The 16,648-nt window shown below is 73.5% G+C and carries 18 protein-coding genes; 9 read left to right on the forward strand and 9 right to left on the reverse strand.

Annotation, left to right across the window (positions count from 1 at the left end; genetic code table 11):
* The first annotated feature begins 137 nt into the window (after positions 1 to 137).
* Together JNW98_RS18740 and JNW98_RS18745 are read left to right on the forward strand one after the other, a co-directional pair.
* Positions 138 to 353 (forward strand): hypothetical protein, encoded by a 216-nt coding sequence (locus tag JNW98_RS18740; RefSeq protein WP_223769408.1) that lies wholly within the window; start codon positions 138 to 140, stop codon positions 351 to 353.
* 72 nt (positions 354 to 425) lie between these two features.
* The gene (locus JNW98_RS18745) at positions 426 to 914 is read left to right on the forward strand and encodes a GNAT family N-acetyltransferase (RefSeq protein WP_223769409.1); all 489 of its coding nucleotides are present in this window, start codon (positions 426 to 428) and stop codon (positions 912 to 914) included.
* Between the two features lie 7 nt (positions 915 to 921).
* Here JNW98_RS18745 and JNW98_RS18750 read toward each other — a convergent pair whose 3' ends face one another.
* From JNW98_RS18750 to JNW98_RS18760, 3 genes are all read right to left on the reverse strand, one after another.
* The gene (locus tag JNW98_RS18750) at positions 922 to 2,145 is read right to left on the reverse strand and encodes an MFS transporter (protein WP_223769410.1); all 1,224 of its coding nucleotides are present in this window, start codon (positions 2,143 to 2,145) and stop codon (positions 922 to 924) included.
* Positions 2,146 to 2,281: 136 nt separating this feature from the next.
* A complete protein-coding gene (locus tag JNW98_RS18755) occupies positions 2,282 to 2,863 on the reverse strand; it encodes a TetR/AcrR family transcriptional regulator (protein WP_223769411.1) in 582 nt (193 codons plus the stop codon).
* Positions 2,864 to 2,902: 39 nt separating this feature from the next.
* Positions 2,903 to 4,498 carry an FAD-dependent monooxygenase gene (locus JNW98_RS18760; RefSeq protein ID WP_308015628.1) on the reverse strand — a complete coding sequence of 532 codons (1,596 nt, stop codon included), beginning with the start codon at positions 4,496 to 4,498 and terminating at the stop codon, positions 2,903 to 2,905.
* Positions 4,499 to 4,547: 49 nt separating this feature from the next.
* On the opposite strand from JNW98_RS18760, the gene JNW98_RS18765 reads away from it, so the two are divergent.
* Entirely contained in the window at positions 4,548 to 5,204 is a 657-nt protein-coding gene (locus JNW98_RS18765; RefSeq protein WP_223769412.1) for a TetR/AcrR family transcriptional regulator, read from the forward strand.
* A 178-nt stretch (positions 5,205 to 5,382) separates the two neighbouring features.
* Here the strand turns inward: JNW98_RS18765 and JNW98_RS18770 are convergent, their stop codons facing one another.
* A complete protein-coding gene (locus tag JNW98_RS18770) occupies positions 5,383 to 6,843 on the reverse strand; it encodes an aminotransferase-like domain-containing protein (protein ID WP_223769413.1) in 1,461 nt (486 codons plus the stop codon).
* Between JNW98_RS18770 and JNW98_RS18775 the strand changes: the two genes are divergently transcribed.
* Positions 6,842 to 7,744 (forward strand): DMT family transporter, encoded by a 903-nt coding sequence (locus JNW98_RS18775; RefSeq protein ID WP_223769414.1) that lies wholly within the window; start codon positions 6,842 to 6,844, stop codon positions 7,742 to 7,744. The genes JNW98_RS18770 and JNW98_RS18775 overlap by 2 nt on opposite strands.
* A 329-nt stretch (positions 7,745 to 8,073) precedes the next feature.
* Positions 8,074 to 8,274 (forward strand): DUF1918 domain-containing protein, encoded by a 201-nt coding sequence (locus tag JNW98_RS18780; RefSeq protein ID WP_223769415.1) that lies wholly within the window; start codon positions 8,074 to 8,076, stop codon positions 8,272 to 8,274.
* A 29-nt stretch (positions 8,275 to 8,303) separates the two neighbouring features.
* Here the strand turns inward: JNW98_RS18780 and JNW98_RS18785 are convergent, their stop codons facing one another.
* On the reverse strand, positions 8,304 to 9,536 hold the full coding sequence (locus JNW98_RS18785; protein WP_223769416.1) for a glycoside hydrolase family 10-like protein: 1,233 nt from the start codon (positions 9,534 to 9,536) through the stop codon (positions 8,304 to 8,306).
* A gap of 154 nt (positions 9,537 to 9,690) precedes the next feature.
* Here JNW98_RS18785 and JNW98_RS18790 point away from each other — a divergent pair, with 154 nt between their 5' ends.
* Both JNW98_RS18790 and JNW98_RS18795 read left to right on the forward strand, forming a co-directional pair.
* Positions 9,691 to 10,551 (forward strand): 3-hydroxybutyryl-CoA dehydrogenase, encoded by an 861-nt coding sequence (locus JNW98_RS18790; protein WP_223769417.1) that lies wholly within the window; start codon positions 9,691 to 9,693, stop codon positions 10,549 to 10,551.
* Between the two features lie 93 nt (positions 10,552 to 10,644).
* Entirely contained in the window at positions 10,645 to 11,493 is an 849-nt protein-coding gene (locus tag JNW98_RS18795) for a GNAT family N-acetyltransferase (RefSeq protein WP_223769418.1), read from the forward strand.
* A 202-nt stretch (positions 11,494 to 11,695) separates the two neighbouring features.
* Here JNW98_RS18795 and JNW98_RS18800 read toward each other — a convergent pair whose 3' ends face one another.
* Positions 11,696 to 12,319, reverse strand: coding sequence for a LysE family translocator (locus JNW98_RS18800; RefSeq protein WP_223769419.1), 624 nt, complete (start codon positions 12,317 to 12,319; stop codon positions 11,696 to 11,698).
* A 155-nt stretch (positions 12,320 to 12,474) separates the two neighbouring features.
* On the opposite strand from JNW98_RS18800, the gene JNW98_RS18805 reads away from it, so the two are divergent.
* Together JNW98_RS18805 and JNW98_RS18810 are read left to right on the forward strand one after the other, a co-directional pair.
* On the forward strand, positions 12,475 to 12,930 hold the full coding sequence (locus tag JNW98_RS18805) for an Lrp/AsnC family transcriptional regulator (RefSeq protein ID WP_223769420.1): 456 nt from the start codon (positions 12,475 to 12,477) through the stop codon (positions 12,928 to 12,930).
* Positions 12,931 to 13,088: 158 nt separating this feature from the next.
* Complete coding sequence (locus JNW98_RS18810; RefSeq protein ID WP_221903609.1) at positions 13,089 to 13,340, forward strand: hypothetical protein; 252 nt, start codon at positions 13,089 to 13,091, stop codon at positions 13,338 to 13,340.
* Positions 13,341 to 13,386: 46 nt separating this feature from the next.
* Here JNW98_RS18810 and JNW98_RS18815 read toward each other — a convergent pair whose 3' ends face one another.
* The 3 genes from JNW98_RS18815 to JNW98_RS18825 all read right to left on the reverse strand — a co-directional run bounded on the left by JNW98_RS18815 (position 13,387) and on the right by JNW98_RS18825 (position 16,596).
* Entirely contained in the window at positions 13,387 to 13,917 is a 531-nt protein-coding gene (locus tag JNW98_RS18815; protein ID WP_223769421.1) for an NUDIX hydrolase, read from the reverse strand.
* 58 nt (positions 13,918 to 13,975) lie between these two features.
* Positions 13,976 to 15,313 carry a tetratricopeptide repeat protein gene (locus JNW98_RS18820; RefSeq protein ID WP_223769422.1) on the reverse strand — a complete coding sequence of 446 codons (1,338 nt, stop codon included), beginning with the start codon at positions 15,311 to 15,313 and terminating at the stop codon, positions 13,976 to 13,978.
* A gap of 86 nt (positions 15,314 to 15,399) precedes the next feature.
* Complete coding sequence (locus tag JNW98_RS18825; protein ID WP_223769423.1) at positions 15,400 to 16,596, reverse strand: PP2C family protein-serine/threonine phosphatase; 1,197 nt, start codon at positions 16,594 to 16,596, stop codon at positions 15,400 to 15,402.
* Positions 16,597 to 16,648: the final 52 nt, after the last annotated feature.

A 16,648-nucleotide genomic window follows, 5' to 3' on the forward strand; every position in this document is an offset into this window, starting at 1 on the left:
CCGGCAGCAGGCCGATACCTTCGGCCGCGGACCGATACCTTCGGACGACGGCGGGCCCGCCGGAAACGTCCTTCGGTCGGCGCGGCGGCTCCCGACGGCCGACGCGGGGGCCGCCCGGCGCCTCCTACCGTCGCCGTATGAAGAGTGTCCTGGGTTTCCTGAGTTTCGTCCTGACGGCCGGCGGGATCACCGGCCTGCTGCACGAATGGCTGGGCTGGTTCCGGCTCTTCGGCTTCCTGCGGTACCTCGCGCCCGACGGCTACGCGGTCTACGCGAACGTCGTCTTCATCGTGGTCGGCATCGCCCTGGGCCTCCTCGGCGGCTCCCTGGGACGCCACGGCGCCTCCTCCTGACCGCGAAAGGCGCCTCCTCCTGACCGCGAAAAGCGATGGCGTCCCGCCCGGCCCCCGTGAATCATCGCGCCCATGCGCATCCGAGAGGCCACCGAGCGGGACTGGCCCGCCATCTGGCCGTTCCTCCGTCACATCACCGCCGCGGGCGAGACGTTCGTGTACCCGCTCGACCTGGACGAGGAGGCGGCCCGCGCCCTGTGGCTGCTGCCGGCGCCGAACCGCACGGTCGTGGCCGTGGACGACGCCGGTACGGTCCTGGGCACCGCCAATATGACGGTCAACCGCCCGGGCAACGGCGCGCACATCGCGAGCGCGAGCTACATGGTGGACCCGGCGCACGCCGGCCGGGGCGTCGGCCGGGCCCTGTGCGTGTACACGCTGGAGTGGGCGCGGGCGGCGGGCTTCCGGGGGATGCAGTTCAACGCGGTCGTCGAGTGCAACGAGCCGGCCGTGCGGCTGTACCGGTCGCTGGGCTTCGAGGTGGTGGGCACCGTGCCGGGCGCGTTCCGGCATCCGCGGGAGGGCTACGTCGGCCTGCACGTGATGTACCGGGAGCTGTGAGCGCCCGTCACCCGCGGGCCGCGCACAGCTCCTTCTCCACCTCCGCCACCACGGGTTCACCGCCCCTGCCCCTGTCCCTCCCCCGTCGCCGCAGGTCGGGGACGAGGGTGAGCAGACCGAGCACGGCCAGGCCGGCGCCGAGCCACACCGGGCCGCGCAGTCCGAAGCCGGAGACGGTCAGGCCGCCGACCGAGGACCCGATGATGATGCCGAGGGTGATGAAGGAGGAGTGGATGGTGTTGACCAGGGGACGGGCGTTGGCGGTGCGGTGCACGCGGGTGATCATCGCCGGGTTCATGGTGACGCCGACGAGTCCGATGCCCATCATGCAGACCACCGCGGGCACGGGGAGATCGGCGAGCAGGGCGAGGCCGGCGAGGAAGAGCGCGTTCAGGGTGAGGCCGGTGAACAGCACCGGCAGGGTGTGGCGGTCGGCGAACCGGGCGACGACGGAGTTGCCGAGCACACTGGCGGCGCCGTAGGCGATCAGCAGCAGCGGCACGGTGCCGGTGCCGAAGCCCGTGACCTCCGTGAGCAGCGGGTTGAAGTAGCTGAACGCGGCGAAGGTGGCCCCGATGATCAGGGTGCTGGTGGACAGGACCAGCCACAGCCGGGGGTTGCGGAAGGTGTCCAGCTCCTGCCGGAAGCTCAGCCCGCCCTCGGGGCGGCCCGGGCGGGGCACGCCGACGGCGGTGCACAGCGCGGCGACGGCGGTGAGCAGGCTGATCGCCCAGAACGCGGCGCGCCAGCCGAGGTGTTCGCCGACGAGGGTGGCCAGCGGCAGCCCCAGCAGCGTCCCCAGCATCAGCCCGTTCATGGCCGTGCCGAGCGCCCGGGCGCGTGCCTCCGGGCTCGCGAGCTGGGCCGCGAGGGAGACGCCGATGCCGAAGAACGCCTGGGAGGCGACGCCGGTGACGATCCGGGCGACGAGCATCACCGCGTAGTCGGTGGCGGTGGCGGCCAGCACGTTCCCCGCGAGGAAGACGGCGAACAGCACGTACAGCGCGCTCTTCTGGCACATCCGCATCAGCGCGACGGTGAGGAAGGGCCCGCCGAGGGCCATGGCCGCGGCGTAGGCCGTGATCAGGTATCCGACCTCGGGGACGGTGGCGTCCAGCCCCTCCGCGAGCTGCGGCATCAGCCCGGCGACCACGAACTCGCTGGTCACCATGGCGAAGATGCCCAGCGCGAGCACGTAGACGGGCCGGGGGACGGTGGTGGCTCGGCTCATGACGGCAACACCTTTCCTAACCGATCGTTCCAATAAAAGGGCGAACGAAAACCCCGTGCACCTCAGGGGGTTCCGATGTGTTCCGGGCCGGCGCGTTCGGAACCGGCGCGTTCGGAACCGGCGCGTTCGGACCGGCTCAGCCGAGCACGCCCAGCGCCGTGTCCACGGCGTCCTCCAGCCGCCGGCGCCCGTCGGCGGTCTTGCCGACGACCCGCAGACCCTGGAGGAAGGTGACGAGGAAGCGGGCGAGGGCGCGCGGATCGGCGCCCTCGGCCAGTTCGCCCTGGTTCCGGGCCCGGACGAGGGTGGCGGCGATGGCCGTCTCCAGCTCGTCCAGGGCCGACGCCACGCGCCGCTCGGCCTGCTCGTCGCCGGGCAGGATCTCGACGGCGGTGTTGGTGACCAGACAGCCCTTGCGGTCCGGGTCCTCCAGCGTCTCGGCGGCGTAGCGCCGGATGAGCTCGCGGACGGCGGGCACCGCCGCCCCGGGGCTGCCTAGCAGTTCCAGGCTCGCCTCACCCTTGAGTTCGCAGTACCGGTCGAGCGCGCGCAGGTAGAGGTCGTGCTTGCTGCCGAAGGTCGCGTAGAGGCTCCCCCGGTTGACGCCGAGGTGGTCCACCAGGTCCTGCATCGAGGTGGCCTCGTACCCCTTGCGCCAGAACAGGTCCAGCGCGGACCGCAGTGCGGCGTCGGGGTCGAACTCCTTGTTCCTGCCCATGAAGGGGACGCTATACGAATCGAACCGTACGTTCAAGAATTACGCGGCGGCTGCGGCCTGATCCGGCTCCCCGAACCACCGCCGCAGCGCGGCCCCCAGCCCTTCTCGGTCGCCGTCCCCGTCCCCGTCCGCCGCCCACGCGACGACGCCGTCCGGCCGGACGAGCAGGGCGGCGAGCCCCAGACGGTCCGGGCACGCGGCGGCGATCACCTCGACCCGGCCCCCGTACCCCTCGGCGGAGGCTCGGAGTTCCGGGTCGTCATGGAGGCCGACGAGCAGGGCGCGGCCGTGGTGGAGATGGTCACCGAGCCTGCTGCCGTCGGCGAAGGCCAGGTCGGGGGCGCTGCGCCCGGTGAGTGGGTGGTCGCCGGGGAGGTCGTAGCGCTGCCAGACGCCGGAGATCCTCTTGACGAAGTGGGTGGTGCCCTCGACGGTTCCGATCAGGTCGCGCACCACCGTCCGCAGGGCGCGGGCGTGCGGGTCGGGCCGCATCACGGCCACTTGGGCGCGCGTCCACTCCAGCACCCAGGCGCCGATGGGGTGCCGTTCGGCGGTGTACGTGTCGAGCAGGCCATCGGGAGCCCACCCGCGGACGGTGGCGGCGAGCTTCCAACCGAGGTTCATCGCGTCGCCGATGCCGAGGTTGAGGCCCTGGCCACCGAACGGCGAGTGGACGTGGGCGGCGTCGCCCGCGAGCAGGACGCGGCCCTTGCGGTAGGTGGACGCCTGGCGGGCGTTGTCGGTGAACCGGGTGGCGGTGTGCACGGCGGTGACGGTCACGTCGGCGCCGGTGACCCGGCGCAGACTGTCCTCGATCTCGCGGGCGGTGACCGGGGATTCGCGGTCGGCGGGGGGCCCGTCGAACTCCACGGTGAGGACGCGGCCGGGCATCGGCCCGTGGACGTAGTGGCCGGTGCCGGTGGTCTGCCAGCCGCGGCCCAGCGCCTCCGCGCCCGTCATCTCGACGAGCGCCTGGCGGCCGGTGATCTCGGGGTCGGTGCCGGGGAAGGCGAAGCCGGCGAGCTTGCGGACGGTGCTGCGACCGCCGTCGCAGCCGACGAGCCAGCGGGTACGGACCGGGCCCGCGTCGGTGTGGACGGTCACGCCGGCGTCGTCGGCGTCGTCAGCGTCGTCGGCATCGTCGGCGTCGAAGCCGGTGAGGGTGACCCCGCGGCGGACCTCGACGCCGAGGGCGGCGGCCCGCTCGCCGAGCAGCCGCTCCAGGGGCTCCTGCGGGACGAGGCCGACGTCCGCCGCCGGTCCGGCGTTCCCGAACTCGGGGTCGCCCGCGTCGAAGAGGTCGGCCGGGAGCGGTATCGCCGCGAAGTGCCCGGCGAACCGGGGAGCGGGCGTCACTGCGGGTCCCGCGCCGGCGGCGAACGAGCTGAAGCGGCCCAGCGCTTCCTTCTGGATCTCGGCGAGGGCCGGCAGCAGGCCCCGACGGTAGAACGCTTCCGCGCTCGGCGTGTTGATGGCCCCGGCCTTGATGGTCCGGTCCACCTCGGTCCGGCGTTCGAGGACGAGGACGCGGGTGCCGGCCGTCGCGAGTTCGCAGGCGAGCGTGAGGCCGACGGGGCCTGCGCCCGCTACGACGACGTCGCACTCCGGGGATTCCATGAGGTTCATGACGTTCATGAGGTTCACTGTAGCCACTAAACTTTTATAGTCGATATACCCTTCTCGTATGAGTGGACGGAAGGCATCGCATCCGGCGGCGGCGGAGGAGCTGCCGCTGCGGCAGCGCAAGAAGTTGCTGACGCGGCAGCGGATCTCGGACGTGGCCACGCGGCTGTTCTTCGAGCGCGGCTTCGAGGAGGTGACGGTGGCGGAGGTGGCCGAGGCGGCCGAGGTCTCGGCCATGACCGTGTTCAACCACTTCCCGCGCAAGGAGGACCTGTTCCTCGACCGCATCCCCGAGGGCATCGAGCTCGCCACCGCGGCCGTCCGCGACCGCGCCCCCGACGAGACCCCCGTCGCCGCCCTCCGCCGCCTCGCGCTGCGCCTCGTCGACGAGGGGCATCCGCTGTCGGCCGTCGGGCACGCGCCGTTCTGGCGGATCGTGTACGGCTCGCCGGCGCTGCGGGCTCGCTTGCGCGAGGGGGCCGACGAGCTGGAGGCGGCCCTGACGGCCGCCATCGCCGCTCATCCCGGGGGGCTTCCCAGCGATCCTCAGCCTCGGATAACCGCGGCTCTCGTTGTCGCCGCTTATCGGGGGGCTTGTGCGACGTCGCTGCGGCGGGTGTTCGCGGGGGAGGCGGGGGATGGGGTGATGGTTGCTCACCGGGCGCTGTTGGAGCGGGTGTTCGGGGAGCTGGAGCGGGTGTTGCCGCTCGAAGGGTGAGTTACCCCGGCCCCACCCCTTCACCGTTTCCTGGGGCTGCGCCCCAGACCCCGCTGATCGCGGCTTCGCCGCTCGTCCTCAATCGCCGGACAGGCTGGATAGCGCGTTCGGGCGCACCACTCAGCCCGTCCGGCGCTTGAGGACAACCGCGCGGAGCGCGGTTTCGGGGTCTGGGGCGTCAGCCCCAGGAAACGGTGAAAGGGCGGGCCAGGGGCAGCCCCAACCGCCGCACCCCCTCCACAAGCTCCGCCTCCCCCGCAACAGCCGCCACACACACCCGCACATGCGCCGCCGGCGGCTCAGCCGCGTAATAGAGCCGCCCGGGCGCGACAGCGACGCCCACACGCAACGCCCCCGCGACAAAAGCGGCCTCGTCCGTCCCATCAGGCAGCCGCAGCCACAAATGAAAGCCGCCCGGCGGCACATGGTCGAGCGCGACGGACGGCAGTTCACGCCGCACCGCGTCGAGAAACACCCCCCGCCGCGAGAGCAACTCCGCGGCGACCGTCCGCGCATGCCGCGCCCAGGCAGGCGACCCCACCAACTCCAAAGCAGCCTCCTGAAGAGGCCGAGGCACGAAGAAGCTGTCGATCAGCTGCACCGCGCGCAACCGCTCCACCACCGGCCCCCGAGCCGCGAGCGCGCCGACCCGCAGGCTGGGCGAGACGAACTTCGTCAGCGAGGTGACGTGCACGACGACGCCGTCCGGGTCCTCGGAGGCCAGGGTGGGCGGCTGGGGAGGGGCGTCCGCGTGGGCGAGGCCGCGGGCGAAGTCGTCCTCGACGACGAACGCGCCGGCGGCCCGGGCGATGCGGAGGACGTCGCGGCGGCGCTCGGCGGAGAGGACGGCGCCGGTCGGGTTCTGGTAGAGCGGCTGGCAGAAGAACACCCGGGCGCCGGTGGCCCGGAACGCCTCGGCGAGCAGGTCGGTACGGACGCCGTCGGCGTCCACCGGGACAGGCACGGGATGCAGCCCGGAGGCGTACGCGGCGGCGAGCACGCCGGGGTACGTGGGCGACTCGACGAGCACGGGAGCACCCGGGGGCGCCAGGGCGCGCAGGGCGGTGGTGAGGGCGCTCTGGCCGCCGGCGGTGATGAGGACGTCGGAGGCGGCGACGGAACCGTCCGGTCCGCCGATCGCCCGCGCGAACCAGGCACGGAGCGCCTCGACGCCCTCGACCGGGGGCCGCCCCCACGCACCGGGGCGGCGGCCCGCCCGGCCGAGGGCCGCGGCGAGGGCGCGTTCGGGCTGCAGCGAGGCGTGCAGGTAGCCGCCGGCGAGGTCGATGGTGCCGGACGGGGTGGAGGTGAACGTCGCGCACACCCGGCTCGCCTCGACGGAACGCGGCACCGTGCGGTCCCCCGGTTCGGCGCTCAGCGCCACCTGCTGCCAGGAGGTGTCCCCCGACGGCGCGCGAGCGGCCGGCCGTGCCTCCGCGCGGAACGCCCCCGCTCCCGGCCGGGTCACGACCAGCCCCTCCGCCGCGAGGACGGCGAGGGCTCGGGAGACCGTGACGGGGCTGACCCGGAAGCGATCGATCAGGGTCCGGCTGGACGGCAGCTTCTCACCTGGTGAGTAGCGGTCGACCTCCTGCCGCAGGAGTCCGGCCAGTTCGGAGACACTGCTACGCTCGTGCATGACAGCACAAGATAGCGCTACTCGCCCGATGTCGATAGCGGTCAACGGCAACACGGCGACCGGCGGCACGCTCCTCGCCCTGCTCGCCGTGGGCATGTTCTCGCTGACCTTCCCGGCGACCGTCTGGGCCCTGGACGGGCTCGGCCCCTGGTCGGTGGTCGCCTGCCGCGCGGTCCTCGCCGCCCTGCTCGCCGGCGGCTTCCTGCTCGCCGGGCGGGTGCCCCCGCCGGACCGCCGGCACTGGGGCGGGCTGGTCACCGTCGCGGCCGGCTGCATCGTCGGCTTCCCCCTGCTGACCACGCTCGCCCTGGAGTCCTCGACGACCTCGCACGCGGCCGTGGTCGTCGGCCTGCTGCCGGTGACCACCGCCGTCTACGCCACGCTGCGTACCGGGGCCCGGCACTCCCGCGCCTTCTGGGTGGCGGCGGTGGCCGGGGCCGCGGTGGTCATCGCCTTCGCCGTGTACCAGAGCGGCGGCCGGCCCGGCACCGGCGACCTGTACCTGTTCGCCGCGCTGCTGGTCTGCGCCGCCGGCTACGCCGAGGGCGGCCGGCTGGCCCGGCTCATGCCCGGCTCCCACGTGATCGCCTGGGCCCTCGTCCTCTGCCTGCCCGCGGGCGTGGCCGGCGCGGCGCTCGCGCTTTCCCTGGAGCCCGTGCACCTCACCGGCAAGACGACGGCCGGGCTGGCCTGGCTCGCCTTCTCCCAGTTCGTGAGCATGTGGCTGTGGTACCGGGCTATGGCCGCGACGGGTGTGGCACGAGCGGGTCAGTTGCAGCTCGCGCAGCCGCTGCTCACTCTGGTGTGGTCGGTGGCGCTTCTCGGCGAGCGGCTTTCGCCCGCGGCGCCGGTTGCCGCTGTCGCGGTGCTGGTGTGTATCGCGGTGACGCAGCGGACTTGATGCGTTGAGGGTACCCCGGTCCCTCTCTTTCGCCGTTTCCTGGGGGCAAGCCCCCAGACCCCCCTGAAACCGCGCTCCGCGCGGTTGTCCTCAAACGCCGGACGGGCTGGTCTCAGCCCGTCCGGCGATTGAGGACGAGCGGCGGAGCCGCGACAAGGGGGGTCTGGGGCGCAGCCCCAGGAAACGGCGAAGGGGAGGAACCGGGGCACCCCCCAATCGGGCCGTAGACCGGGCCGGTCCGCCTCCGCGACCCTAGACTCGAAGGGACCGCGCGCGTCAGCGCGCACGCGCACAAGCCACGACCGACCCCGACGGAAGGAGCCGCGTCGATGCATGCGAGCAAGGGCGACCACCTGGTCGTACACGGCAGGGTCGTCGGACAGCAGGACCACGTCGTGGAGATCGTCGAGGTCCTCGGCCCCAACGGCACACCCCCGTACCGCGTCCGGTCCGACAACGGTCACGAGACGATCATGTCGCCGGGCCCGGACTCGGTGGTGGACCACCGCAAGGCGACGGGCGAGAGGTAGCCACACGCCGCGGGGCCAGCGCCGCAGGATCAGCGCGGCGGGCGCGCGCGGCGGGGGTAGTGGTCCCCGACCACGCGCGCCATCGCCCCGATCGGGTCGTCGCGCACCTGCCGGGCGGAGAAGTAGACGTTGCCGCGCACGTCCCGGTGGCGTCGGCAGAGGGTGAGGTGGCGGGAGAGTTCGGCCGGGTCCTGCCAGGGGGCGGGCTGGGCGGGGTCGCCCTGCCGGTAGAGCGCCTCGCCGATGTACAGGTCGACGTCGGTGCCGTGCACGGTCCCGGCCCACCACGGCACGAGGGTGGCGTAGTCGGCGGCGGCGTTGCCGATGTGCCAGTACACCTGGGGTACGACGTAGTCGATCCACCCCTCGCGCACCCACTTACGGGTGTCGGCGTAGAGGTCGTCGTACGTCTGCACCCCGGCCCGGGTGTCCGAACCCCGGGGATCCGTCGTCTTGTTGCGCCACACGGCGAACGGGCTGACCCCGAACCGCACACGCCTCTTCCGCCGCTTGATGCGCTCGCCCGTCTCCCGCACCAGCCGGTCGATGTTGTCCCGCCGCCAGGCGCCCCGGTCCGGGAACGCCCCGCCGTACCGGCGGTAGGCGGCCGCGTCGTCGAACTCCTGCCCCGCCACCGGGTACGGGTAGAAGTAGTCGTCGAAGTGCACCCCGTCCAGGTCGTAGCGGAACACCGCGTCGAGCATGGCGTCCTGGACGAACCGGCGGACGTCCGGCAGACCGGGGTTGTAGTAGAGCTTCCCGCCGTACGGCACCGCCCAGTCGGGGTGCACCCTCGCCGGGTGGGACGAGACGAGCCGTCCCGGGTCGGTGTGGTTGGCGATGCGGTACGGGTTGAACCAGCCGTGCAGGTGCAGGTTCCGCCGGTGCGCCTCGCGGACGGCGAAGGCGAGCGGGTCCCAGCCGGGGTCCCGGCCCTGAGTGCCGGTCAGGTACTCGGACCACGGTTCGTACCGCGAGGGCCAGAACGCGTCGGCGGTCGGACGGATCTGGAGGAGGACGACGTTGAGCCGGCGGGTCGCCGCGGAGTCGAGGAGGACGAGGAGCTCCGCTCGCTGCCGGTCCGGGGTGAGCCCCGGGCGGGACGGCCAGTCGATGTTGGCGACGGTGGCGGCCCACACGCCCCGGAACTCCGTCGGGGTCCCGGCCGCCTCGGCGGCCCCCGCCCGTCCCGTCCCGAAGCCCAGGGCCGTCACCGCCCCCGCCCCGACCGCCGTGAACCGTCTTCGCGTCATTCGCACCATATGTTGCTCACTCCTTGTCGGATGTGTCACACCGTGCGCGCTGAGCATGCCCTCCCCGGGCCCCCCGCTACCGGACCGCTCGGAGTAACGTCTGACCGAGGCGGGAGCGATCCCGGCACCCGCCGGTCGACGAAGAGCACCGAAAGGCAACGTCTTGAGCGACATCGAACGCGTGGGAGTGGTCGGCTGCGGCCAGATGGGCGCGGGCATCGCGGAGGTGTGCGCCCGGGCGGGCCTGGACGTCAAGGTCGCCGAGACCACGGGCGAGGCCCTGGAGCTCGGCCGCACCCGGCTCACCAACTCCCTCGGCAAGGCCGCCGAGCGCGGCAAGATCACCGAGGCGGAGCGGGACGCGGCCCTGGACCGGCTGAGCTTCACCACCGACCTCGGCGAGTTCGCCGACCGCGACCTGGTCATCGAGGCCGTCGTGGAGAACGAGCAGGTCAAGACCGAGATCTTCCAGGTGCTCGACCAGGTCGTCACCCGCCCGGACGCCATCCTCGCGTCGAACACCTCGTCCATCCCGCTGGTCAAGCTCGCGGTCGCCACCTCGCGCCCCGACCAGGTCATCGGCATCCACTTCTTCAACCCCGCCCCGGTGCAGAAGCTGGTCGAGATCATCCCGGCGCTCACCACCTCCGACGAGACGATCAAGCGCGCCGAGGCGCTGGTGTCCGGTGTGCTGGACAAGCACCCCATCCGCGCGCAGGACCGCTCCGGCTTCATCGTCAACGCCCTGCTGATCCCGTACCTGCTCTCCGCGATCCGGATGTTCGAGTCGGGCATCGCCAGCCGCGAGGACATCGACAACGGCATGGAGATGGGCTGCGCGCACCCCATGGGCCCGCTCAAGCTCTCCGACCTCATCGGCCTCGACACCGTCGCGTCGGTGGCCGACAGCATGTACGCCGAGTACAAGGAGCCGCTGTACGCGGCGCCTCCGCTGCTCCAGCGGATGGTGGACGCGGGACGGCTGGGACGGAAGTCGGGGGCGGGCTTCTACACCTACGGCTGATCCGGCCGCGTACGCGCAACCCGCCCTCCCCACAGCGCGGTTCCGCGCGGAAAACCGCTGTCCGGGGGCGGGCCCGCGGTGCTTCAATGCACCGTGACCTCCACCGGTTCCGCCGCGCCCGCCGGCCGTTCGCTCCTCGCCCGGCTGGAGCGCTACTACGACGCGGTCCCGCGCGGCAGCGCCCGGGGTGAGCGGTTCGGCCCGCTGACCCTGTTCGTACGGGAGGGCACGGGCTGGCCGTTCTACGCCCGTCCGTCCCTCGCCGGCTGCGACGGCGTCACCGCCGCCGACGTGCGGCGCGTCCGGGCCCGGCAGCGGGAGCTCGGCGTCCCCGAGGCGTTCGAGTGGGTCGCCGAGACGTCCCCCGCCCTGCGGCCGGCGGTCGAGGCGGCGGGGCTCGTGGTGCGCGAGCACCCTCTGATGCTCCTCGGCCCCGCCGGTCCCCCTGCGACGACAGGCGCGCCCGACGGGGTCACCGTCCGGATCGTCGGCGCCGACGATCCGGCACTGCCCGGCGCGGTGGCCGTCCCGTACCTGTCGTTCGCGGAGCCGGGGACGCGCAGGGGCCGGGCCGGTGTCACGGAGTTGGACGCCCTGATCCGGAAGCTGACCGCCGACGGGACCGTGGAGCGCCTCGCCGGCCGGATCCGGGCCGGTCTGACCTCGGTCGCCGCCGCGCTGGAAGGCGATACGGTCCTGAGCGCCGGGCAGCACCAGCCGGTCGGCCCGGTCAGCGAGGTCGTGGGCGTCGGCACGCTGCCGGTGGCCCGCCGGCGCGGCCTGGGCCTCGCCGTCACCGCCGCGCTGGTGGCCGACGCCCGGGCGCGGGGTGTGGAGACCGTGTTCCTGTCGGCCGGTGACGACGACGTGGCCCGGCTGTACGGCCGGGTCGGCTTCCGCCGCGTCGGCACGGCCCTCATCGCCGGGCCGCCCGCTCCGTAGCTCCCGCTCGTCGGCTCCCACGCCGCCGGAAGCACCCGGACATCGGCCCCGCACGTGCGGAACGACTGCGTCGTGACCGGAGGCATGGGAGCTTGCGCACGGCCCGACCGGACGAAGCCGTATCCGACGAACGGGACGTTCACACTCCGCTTCGGGGGCGCCGCCTCCCAGCACCCGCCCGGGCGCGCCCGGCTGCGCCCCCTCAGGCCGCCACCAGCCGCTCCACCAGCAAAAACGCGCCGATCCCCACCATCGCGACACCCGACAGCCGGCTCACCGTGAGCGCCACGGACGGCCGGGCCCGCAGTACCCGGCGGGCCAGCGTGCCGACGCCGAAGTAGACCACCCCGCAGGCCGCCACGTGCAGTACCCCGAGCGTTCCGGTCTGGACCGCCACCGGCCACGTCCCGTGCCGGTCGACGAACTGCGGCAGCAGTGAGACGTAGAGCAGCAGCCCCTTGGGGTTGAGGCCGCTGGTGCCCACGCCCTGGAGCAGGACGCGGGACGGCGGCAGCGCCGCCGAGGTGGCCGCCGCCGCTCCCGGCACGGGCGGCCGGCGCAGCGTCGCCACCCCCAGCCAGACCAGGTACCCCGCGCCGAGCACGGTCAGCGCGGTCAGCAGGCTCGGCGTCCCGGCGACGAGCGCGGCGACGCCGGCCACCACGACCACCGTGAGCCCGGCGTAGCCGAGCATCAGGCCGCCGACCGCCGGGACGACGGAGCGGTCGCGCAGGCCGGCGGCTATCGCGTAGGCCCAGTCGGCGCCGGGGACGAGGAGGAGCAGGACGGAGACGGTGAGAAAGGCGGTCATGGAGCCGACGGCCATGCGCTGCGCACCCCTTCCGGACGTTTGACGATTCCGACGACGATTCCGCCGGTGACGGCGAATTGCCGTTGCGGTGGGGAAGGTTATGCGCGTTCCGGCGGGAAGTGTTGTCATCTTTTGCCCGGAACCGGCGTGGCGGAGGGAGAATATGTCCCATGGACAGCCTCGACCGGAAAATCCTTGCCGAGCTCCAGAGGGACGGCCGCCTCACCGTCACCGAGCTGGCCGCCCGGGTGCGCCTCAGCGTCTCGCCCTGCCACCGCCGGCTGCGCGAGCTGGAGCGCTCGGGGGCGATACTCGGCTACCGGGCCGTGGTGGATCCGCGCGCCCTCGGGATGACCTTCGAGGCCCTGGTGTTCATCACCATGCGCCAGGAGGACCGCGAGACGGTCAGCGACTTCGAAGGGGCCGTCGCCGGCATCCCACAGGTGGTGCGGGCCGAGCGGCTGTTCGGCGACCCGGACTACATGCTGCGCGTGGTCACCGCCGACCTCGACGCCTACCAGCGGCTCTACGACGAGCACCTGGCCACGTTGCCGGGCGTGCTGCGGCTGGACTCCACCCTGGTGATGAAACGCGTGGTCGAGGAACGCCCGCTCCCCGAACGGTGATGTGCCGCAAGGGCGTTCACACGGGGTGTACGGCGCTGACCCGTACTCACCCTCCGCACACGCTCCCGCCCGGCCCCGCCCCGCGCTTTCCTTGTCGTACAGCGCTTTCACCACGGAAACAGCCGTGGGGCCTTCCGGAAGGAGTACGGACCGTGACCATGCACCCCGAGCACGCCGCGAAGACGGCAGAGCTCGCGGAGCTCCGGCGCAGACTCGACGTGGGCGTCGTCCGCATCGACGGGCGCCTCGCCCTGCTCACCCAGCGCAGCGACCAGGCGCAACGCGAGATCACCGAAGTGGAGGAGCGCGTCAAGGCGCTGGAGAGCGGCCGCTGGCCGGTGTCCTCCCTTGCCGCGCTCACCGGCCTGGCCGGGCTCGGCCTCGCCGTCTGGCAGGTCGTCGGCCGGTGAGCACGGGGGTCCCCCGCCGCCCCGCGGTGATCAGTCGAGCAGGTGATCAGCCGAGGCGCGTGTGGTGCAGCAGGAGCAGGGCGGCGGCCATGTTGGCGGCCGGCACCTCACCCCGGGCGATCATGTCCGGCACCAGCTTGAGCGGGACCCACTCGCGGCGGTCCGACTCGAAGCCGTCCTCCGGTTCACCGGTGTACTCGGCCTCGTCCGTCCAGTAGACGTGGTGCCGGGCGTCGGTGAGCCCGTTGGACGGTTCGACGGTCATCAGGTGCCGCAGCGGGCCGGGCCGCCAGCCGGTCTCCTCCTCCATCTCCCGGGCCGCGGCCCGGGCGACGTCCTCGCCGTCCTCGACGACCCCGGCGGCCAGCTCCCAGCCCCAGGTGTCGGTGATGAACCGGTGCCGCCAGAGCAGCAGCACCTCGTTGGCATCGTTGACCACCGTGGCGACGGCCACGGGCCGCATCCGGATGAGGAAGTGGTCGAGGTGCCGGCCGTCGGGGAGTTCGACGTCCGCGAGATTGACCCGGAACCAGCGGTTCTCATAGACGTTCCGCTCCGCGAGATTCTTCCAACGCACGTGTTGCCACCTTCCGCCGAGGTGGCCACCTACCCGGGCGTCGCCCGCACAAGGGTCGTCACAAGGGCACGCGCAGCGCCCCTTCGATCATTTCGGCGGCCTCGGCGGTGGCCGCGCACCCGCTTTCGACCAGGTGCTCGCGCACCGCCCGGAGCCGGTCCCGTAAGCGCTGCGATTCCATGCCCCTCGCCTGCTCGGTCATCTCCTGAGCGGTGGCCACCGCCTTGTCCGCGTCTCCCTGACGCAGCTCGATGTGCGTGAGCATGGCGAGCCGGTGGACACGGCCCCGGTCGTGGGCGGGGGTGTCGACGGCCCGGTCGGCGTGCTCACGGGCGGGCCGGAGATCACCGAGGCTGAGCAGGGCCTCGGCCACCTGGACGTTGACCAGCCCCGGCTGGACATAGCCGGTCTCGGCGGGCTCCTGGCCCCGGTGGATGCGCTCGGCGGCCGACTCGGCGCGGCGGATGCAGCCCAGCGCCCCGGCGCCGTCGCCGAGCCGGGCGTACGCCTTGGCCTGCATGGCGTAGAGGTCGGCGGCGAGGGCGGGGGTCAGGTGCGGGCCGCCGGAGCGCAGCGCGGACTCGGCGAAGGCGACGGCCTGCCGGTACTCCCCCAGGAACAGCGACTGGTTGACCAGCAGGGCGATCACGTAGGCGCCCAGCCCCCGGTCCCCGCTGGCCTTCGCCAGCCGCAGCGCCTGGTGGAAGTAGCGCTGGGCGAGGCCGTGCGCGTCGGAGTCGTAGGCGCAGATGCCGGCGACGGCGACCAGCCCGCCGGTGGCGCGGTGGAGGTGGCGGCCGGTGGCGTCGGAGTAGCTGCCGCGCAGCAGCGGGGCGGTCTCGGCGTTGAGGAAGCCGACGATCCGGGCGCGCGTCGCGATCCCGCCGGCCTTGCGGTACATCTGCTCGTAGTGCGCGCGGGCGGCGCGCAGCATGGCGATGTCGTCCATGGAGACCCGGGTGAGGCCGCGTCGGGAGACGTCGGCGTCGTCGGGCGGGTTCTCCCACTCCCAGACGGGGATGACGGCGTGGGTGCCGGTGACGGCGGGCGCGGTGACGACGTGCTCGCGCTGCTGCTCGTCGGAGCGCCAGAGGGCGGTGGCCCGCTCGACGAAGCCGGAGAGCGGGGTGCCGGGGACCCGGGGGGCGCCGGGGGTGCCCAGGCCGATGTCGTCGAGGGTCAGCGGCCGGTGCAGCCGCTCGCCCAGCACCTCGCAGATGAGGTCGGGCACCTGTCCGCGCGGCCGCTGGCCCTTCAACCAGCGGGCCACCGCGGTGTGTTCGTAACGCAACGCCAGACCCCGGGTCCGGCCCGCCGCGTTGACGTGGGCGGCCAGGCCGGCGTGGGACATCCCCGCCTCGTCGAGTATGGCGTCGAGCAGAGTGTTGGGCTCCATGCCGCCCCTCCGTGAGCGCTCGGTCGACCCAGCGTAACGGAAACGGATTCGCACGGGGTGTGAACGAGCTTGGAGGGAAAGGGAGTTCAGCCGTACGGGCAGCTGCGGGCCAGCGGTCCGTGCGGGGCCCGGCCCGGGACGCGGTGGCGGTCGTCGCGCAGGGCCAGCAGGGCGAAGTCGTCGGCGAGGACGCCGCCGGTGTGCCGCAGGACGGCGTTGCGGACGCGCTCGACGACGGCCGCGGGGACGACGGGCGCGCCGCCGGCGGCCTCGGCGAGGACGCGGGTGAGCGGGAAGAACCGGCCGGCCGCGTCCCGGGCGTCCTCGACACCGTCGGTGTGCAGCACCAGGGCCTCGCCGGGCAGCAGCCGGGCCAGCCGGCGGACGGGCGGCTCGGCGGGGAGCGGGAACATGCCGAGCGGGGGCAGCGGGTCGCCGGAGGAGAGGACCTCGGCGCGGGCGCCGGGGAGCGGTCCCGCGTCGCCCGCGATGAGCCGGTGGGGCCAGGGGTGGCCGCAGTTGAGGGCCGTGACCTCGCCCTCCGCGCCGATCTCCAGCACGAGGACGGTCGCGAAGTCTTCACCGGAAGGCAGCGACTCGCCGGAGGGCGGCGACTGGCCGGACGCGAGGTCGCCGAGGTGGCGGTGGAAGGCGCGCTCCATGCGGCGCAGCACGCCGGGGAGGCCGTCCTCGTCGTGGGCGGCCTCCCGGAAGCTGCCGAGCAGGGCGGCGACGGTGCCGAGGGCGGGCAGGCCGTGGCCCCGGACGTCCCCGATGACCAGCCGGACGCCGTGCCGGGTGGCCAGCACCTCGTAGAGGTCGCCGCCGAGCAGGGCGCCCTCGCTGGCGGAGCGGTGGCCGCCGGCCAGGGTGAGCCCGGCGAGGCGCGGCGGCAGCGGGCGCAGGACGGCGTGCTGGGCGGTGGCGGCGATCTCCCGGAGCCGTTCGACCTCGCGGGCCAGCCGGTGGCCGCGGTGGCTGGCGAGCCAGGCCGCGGCGACGACGGCGAGGACGGCGCAGCAGGTGCCCACCAGCGCGGCGGGGTCGGCGCGGCCCGCGGAGCCCAGCGGGACGAGGGCGAACAGCGCGCAGCCGCCGCCGAGCAGGACGTGGTGGCGCCGGCCGCTGCCGGCGCAGGCGATGGCGGGCGCGACGGCGAGCAGGTGCGCGAAATGGCTGCCGAGCGGGCTGAGCAGCTCCCAGAGCACCACCCCGGCGACCCAGAGTCCGGGCAGCACGAGCACCGCACCTCGTCGGCAGCGCGCCGTCCTGGTACGGATCATGCCGTCGGCCCCCCTTGCGCAATGACGCGCTCGATTCTCGCGAGCGCCGGCG

This window comes from Streptomyces huiliensis (assembly GCF_020037025.1).
Lineage (GTDB): Bacteria > Actinomycetota > Actinomycetes > Streptomycetales > Streptomycetaceae > Streptomyces > Streptomyces huiliensis.

Bases quoted from the DNA above. Each gene is read 5' to 3' on its own strand.
- JNW98_RS18810 (WP_221903609.1), top strand. From the start codon at position 13,089: ATGCACCCCGAGCACGCCGCGAAGACGGCAGAGCTCGCGGAGCTCCGG.
- JNW98_RS18745 (WP_223769409.1), top strand. From the start codon at position 426: ATGCGCATCCGAGAGGCCACCGAGCGGGACTGGCCCGCCATCTGGCCG.
- JNW98_RS18820 (WP_223769422.1), bottom strand. From the start codon at position 15,313: ATGGAGCCCAACACTCTGCTCGACGCCATACTCGACGAGGCGGGGATG.
- JNW98_RS18760 (WP_308015628.1), bottom strand. From the start codon at position 4,498: ATGAACGTCATGAACCTCATGGAATCCCCGGAGTGCGACGTCGTCGTA.
- JNW98_RS18770 (WP_223769413.1), bottom strand. From the start codon at position 6,843: ATGCACGAGCGTAGCAGTGTCTCCGAACTGGCCGGACTCCTGCGGCAG.
- JNW98_RS18805 (WP_223769420.1), top strand. From the start codon at position 12,475: ATGGACAGCCTCGACCGGAAAATCCTTGCCGAGCTCCAGAGGGACGGC.
- JNW98_RS18825 (WP_223769423.1), bottom strand. From the start codon at position 16,596: ATGATCCGTACCAGGACGGCGCGCTGCCGACGAGGTGCGGTGCTCGTG.
- JNW98_RS18785 (WP_223769416.1), bottom strand. From the start codon at position 9,536: ATGGTGCGAATGACGCGAAGACGGTTCACGGCGGTCGGGGCGGGGGCG.
- JNW98_RS18775 (WP_223769414.1), top strand. From the start codon at position 6,842: ATGACAGCACAAGATAGCGCTACTCGCCCGATGTCGATAGCGGTCAAC.
- JNW98_RS18800 (WP_223769419.1), bottom strand. From the start codon at position 12,319: ATGGCCGTCGGCTCCATGACCGCCTTTCTCACCGTCTCCGTCCTGCTC.
- JNW98_RS18750 (WP_223769410.1), bottom strand. From the start codon at position 2,145: ATGAGCCGAGCCACCACCGTCCCCCGGCCCGTCTACGTGCTCGCGCTG.
- JNW98_RS18755 (WP_223769411.1), bottom strand. From the start codon at position 2,863: ATGGGCAGGAACAAGGAGTTCGACCCCGACGCCGCACTGCGGTCCGCG.
- JNW98_RS18740 (WP_223769408.1), top strand. From the start codon at position 138: ATGAAGAGTGTCCTGGGTTTCCTGAGTTTCGTCCTGACGGCCGGCGGG.
- JNW98_RS18780 (WP_223769415.1), top strand. From the start codon at position 8,074: ATGCATGCGAGCAAGGGCGACCACCTGGTCGTACACGGCAGGGTCGTC.
- JNW98_RS18765 (WP_223769412.1), top strand. From the start codon at position 4,548: ATGAGTGGACGGAAGGCATCGCATCCGGCGGCGGCGGAGGAGCTGCCG.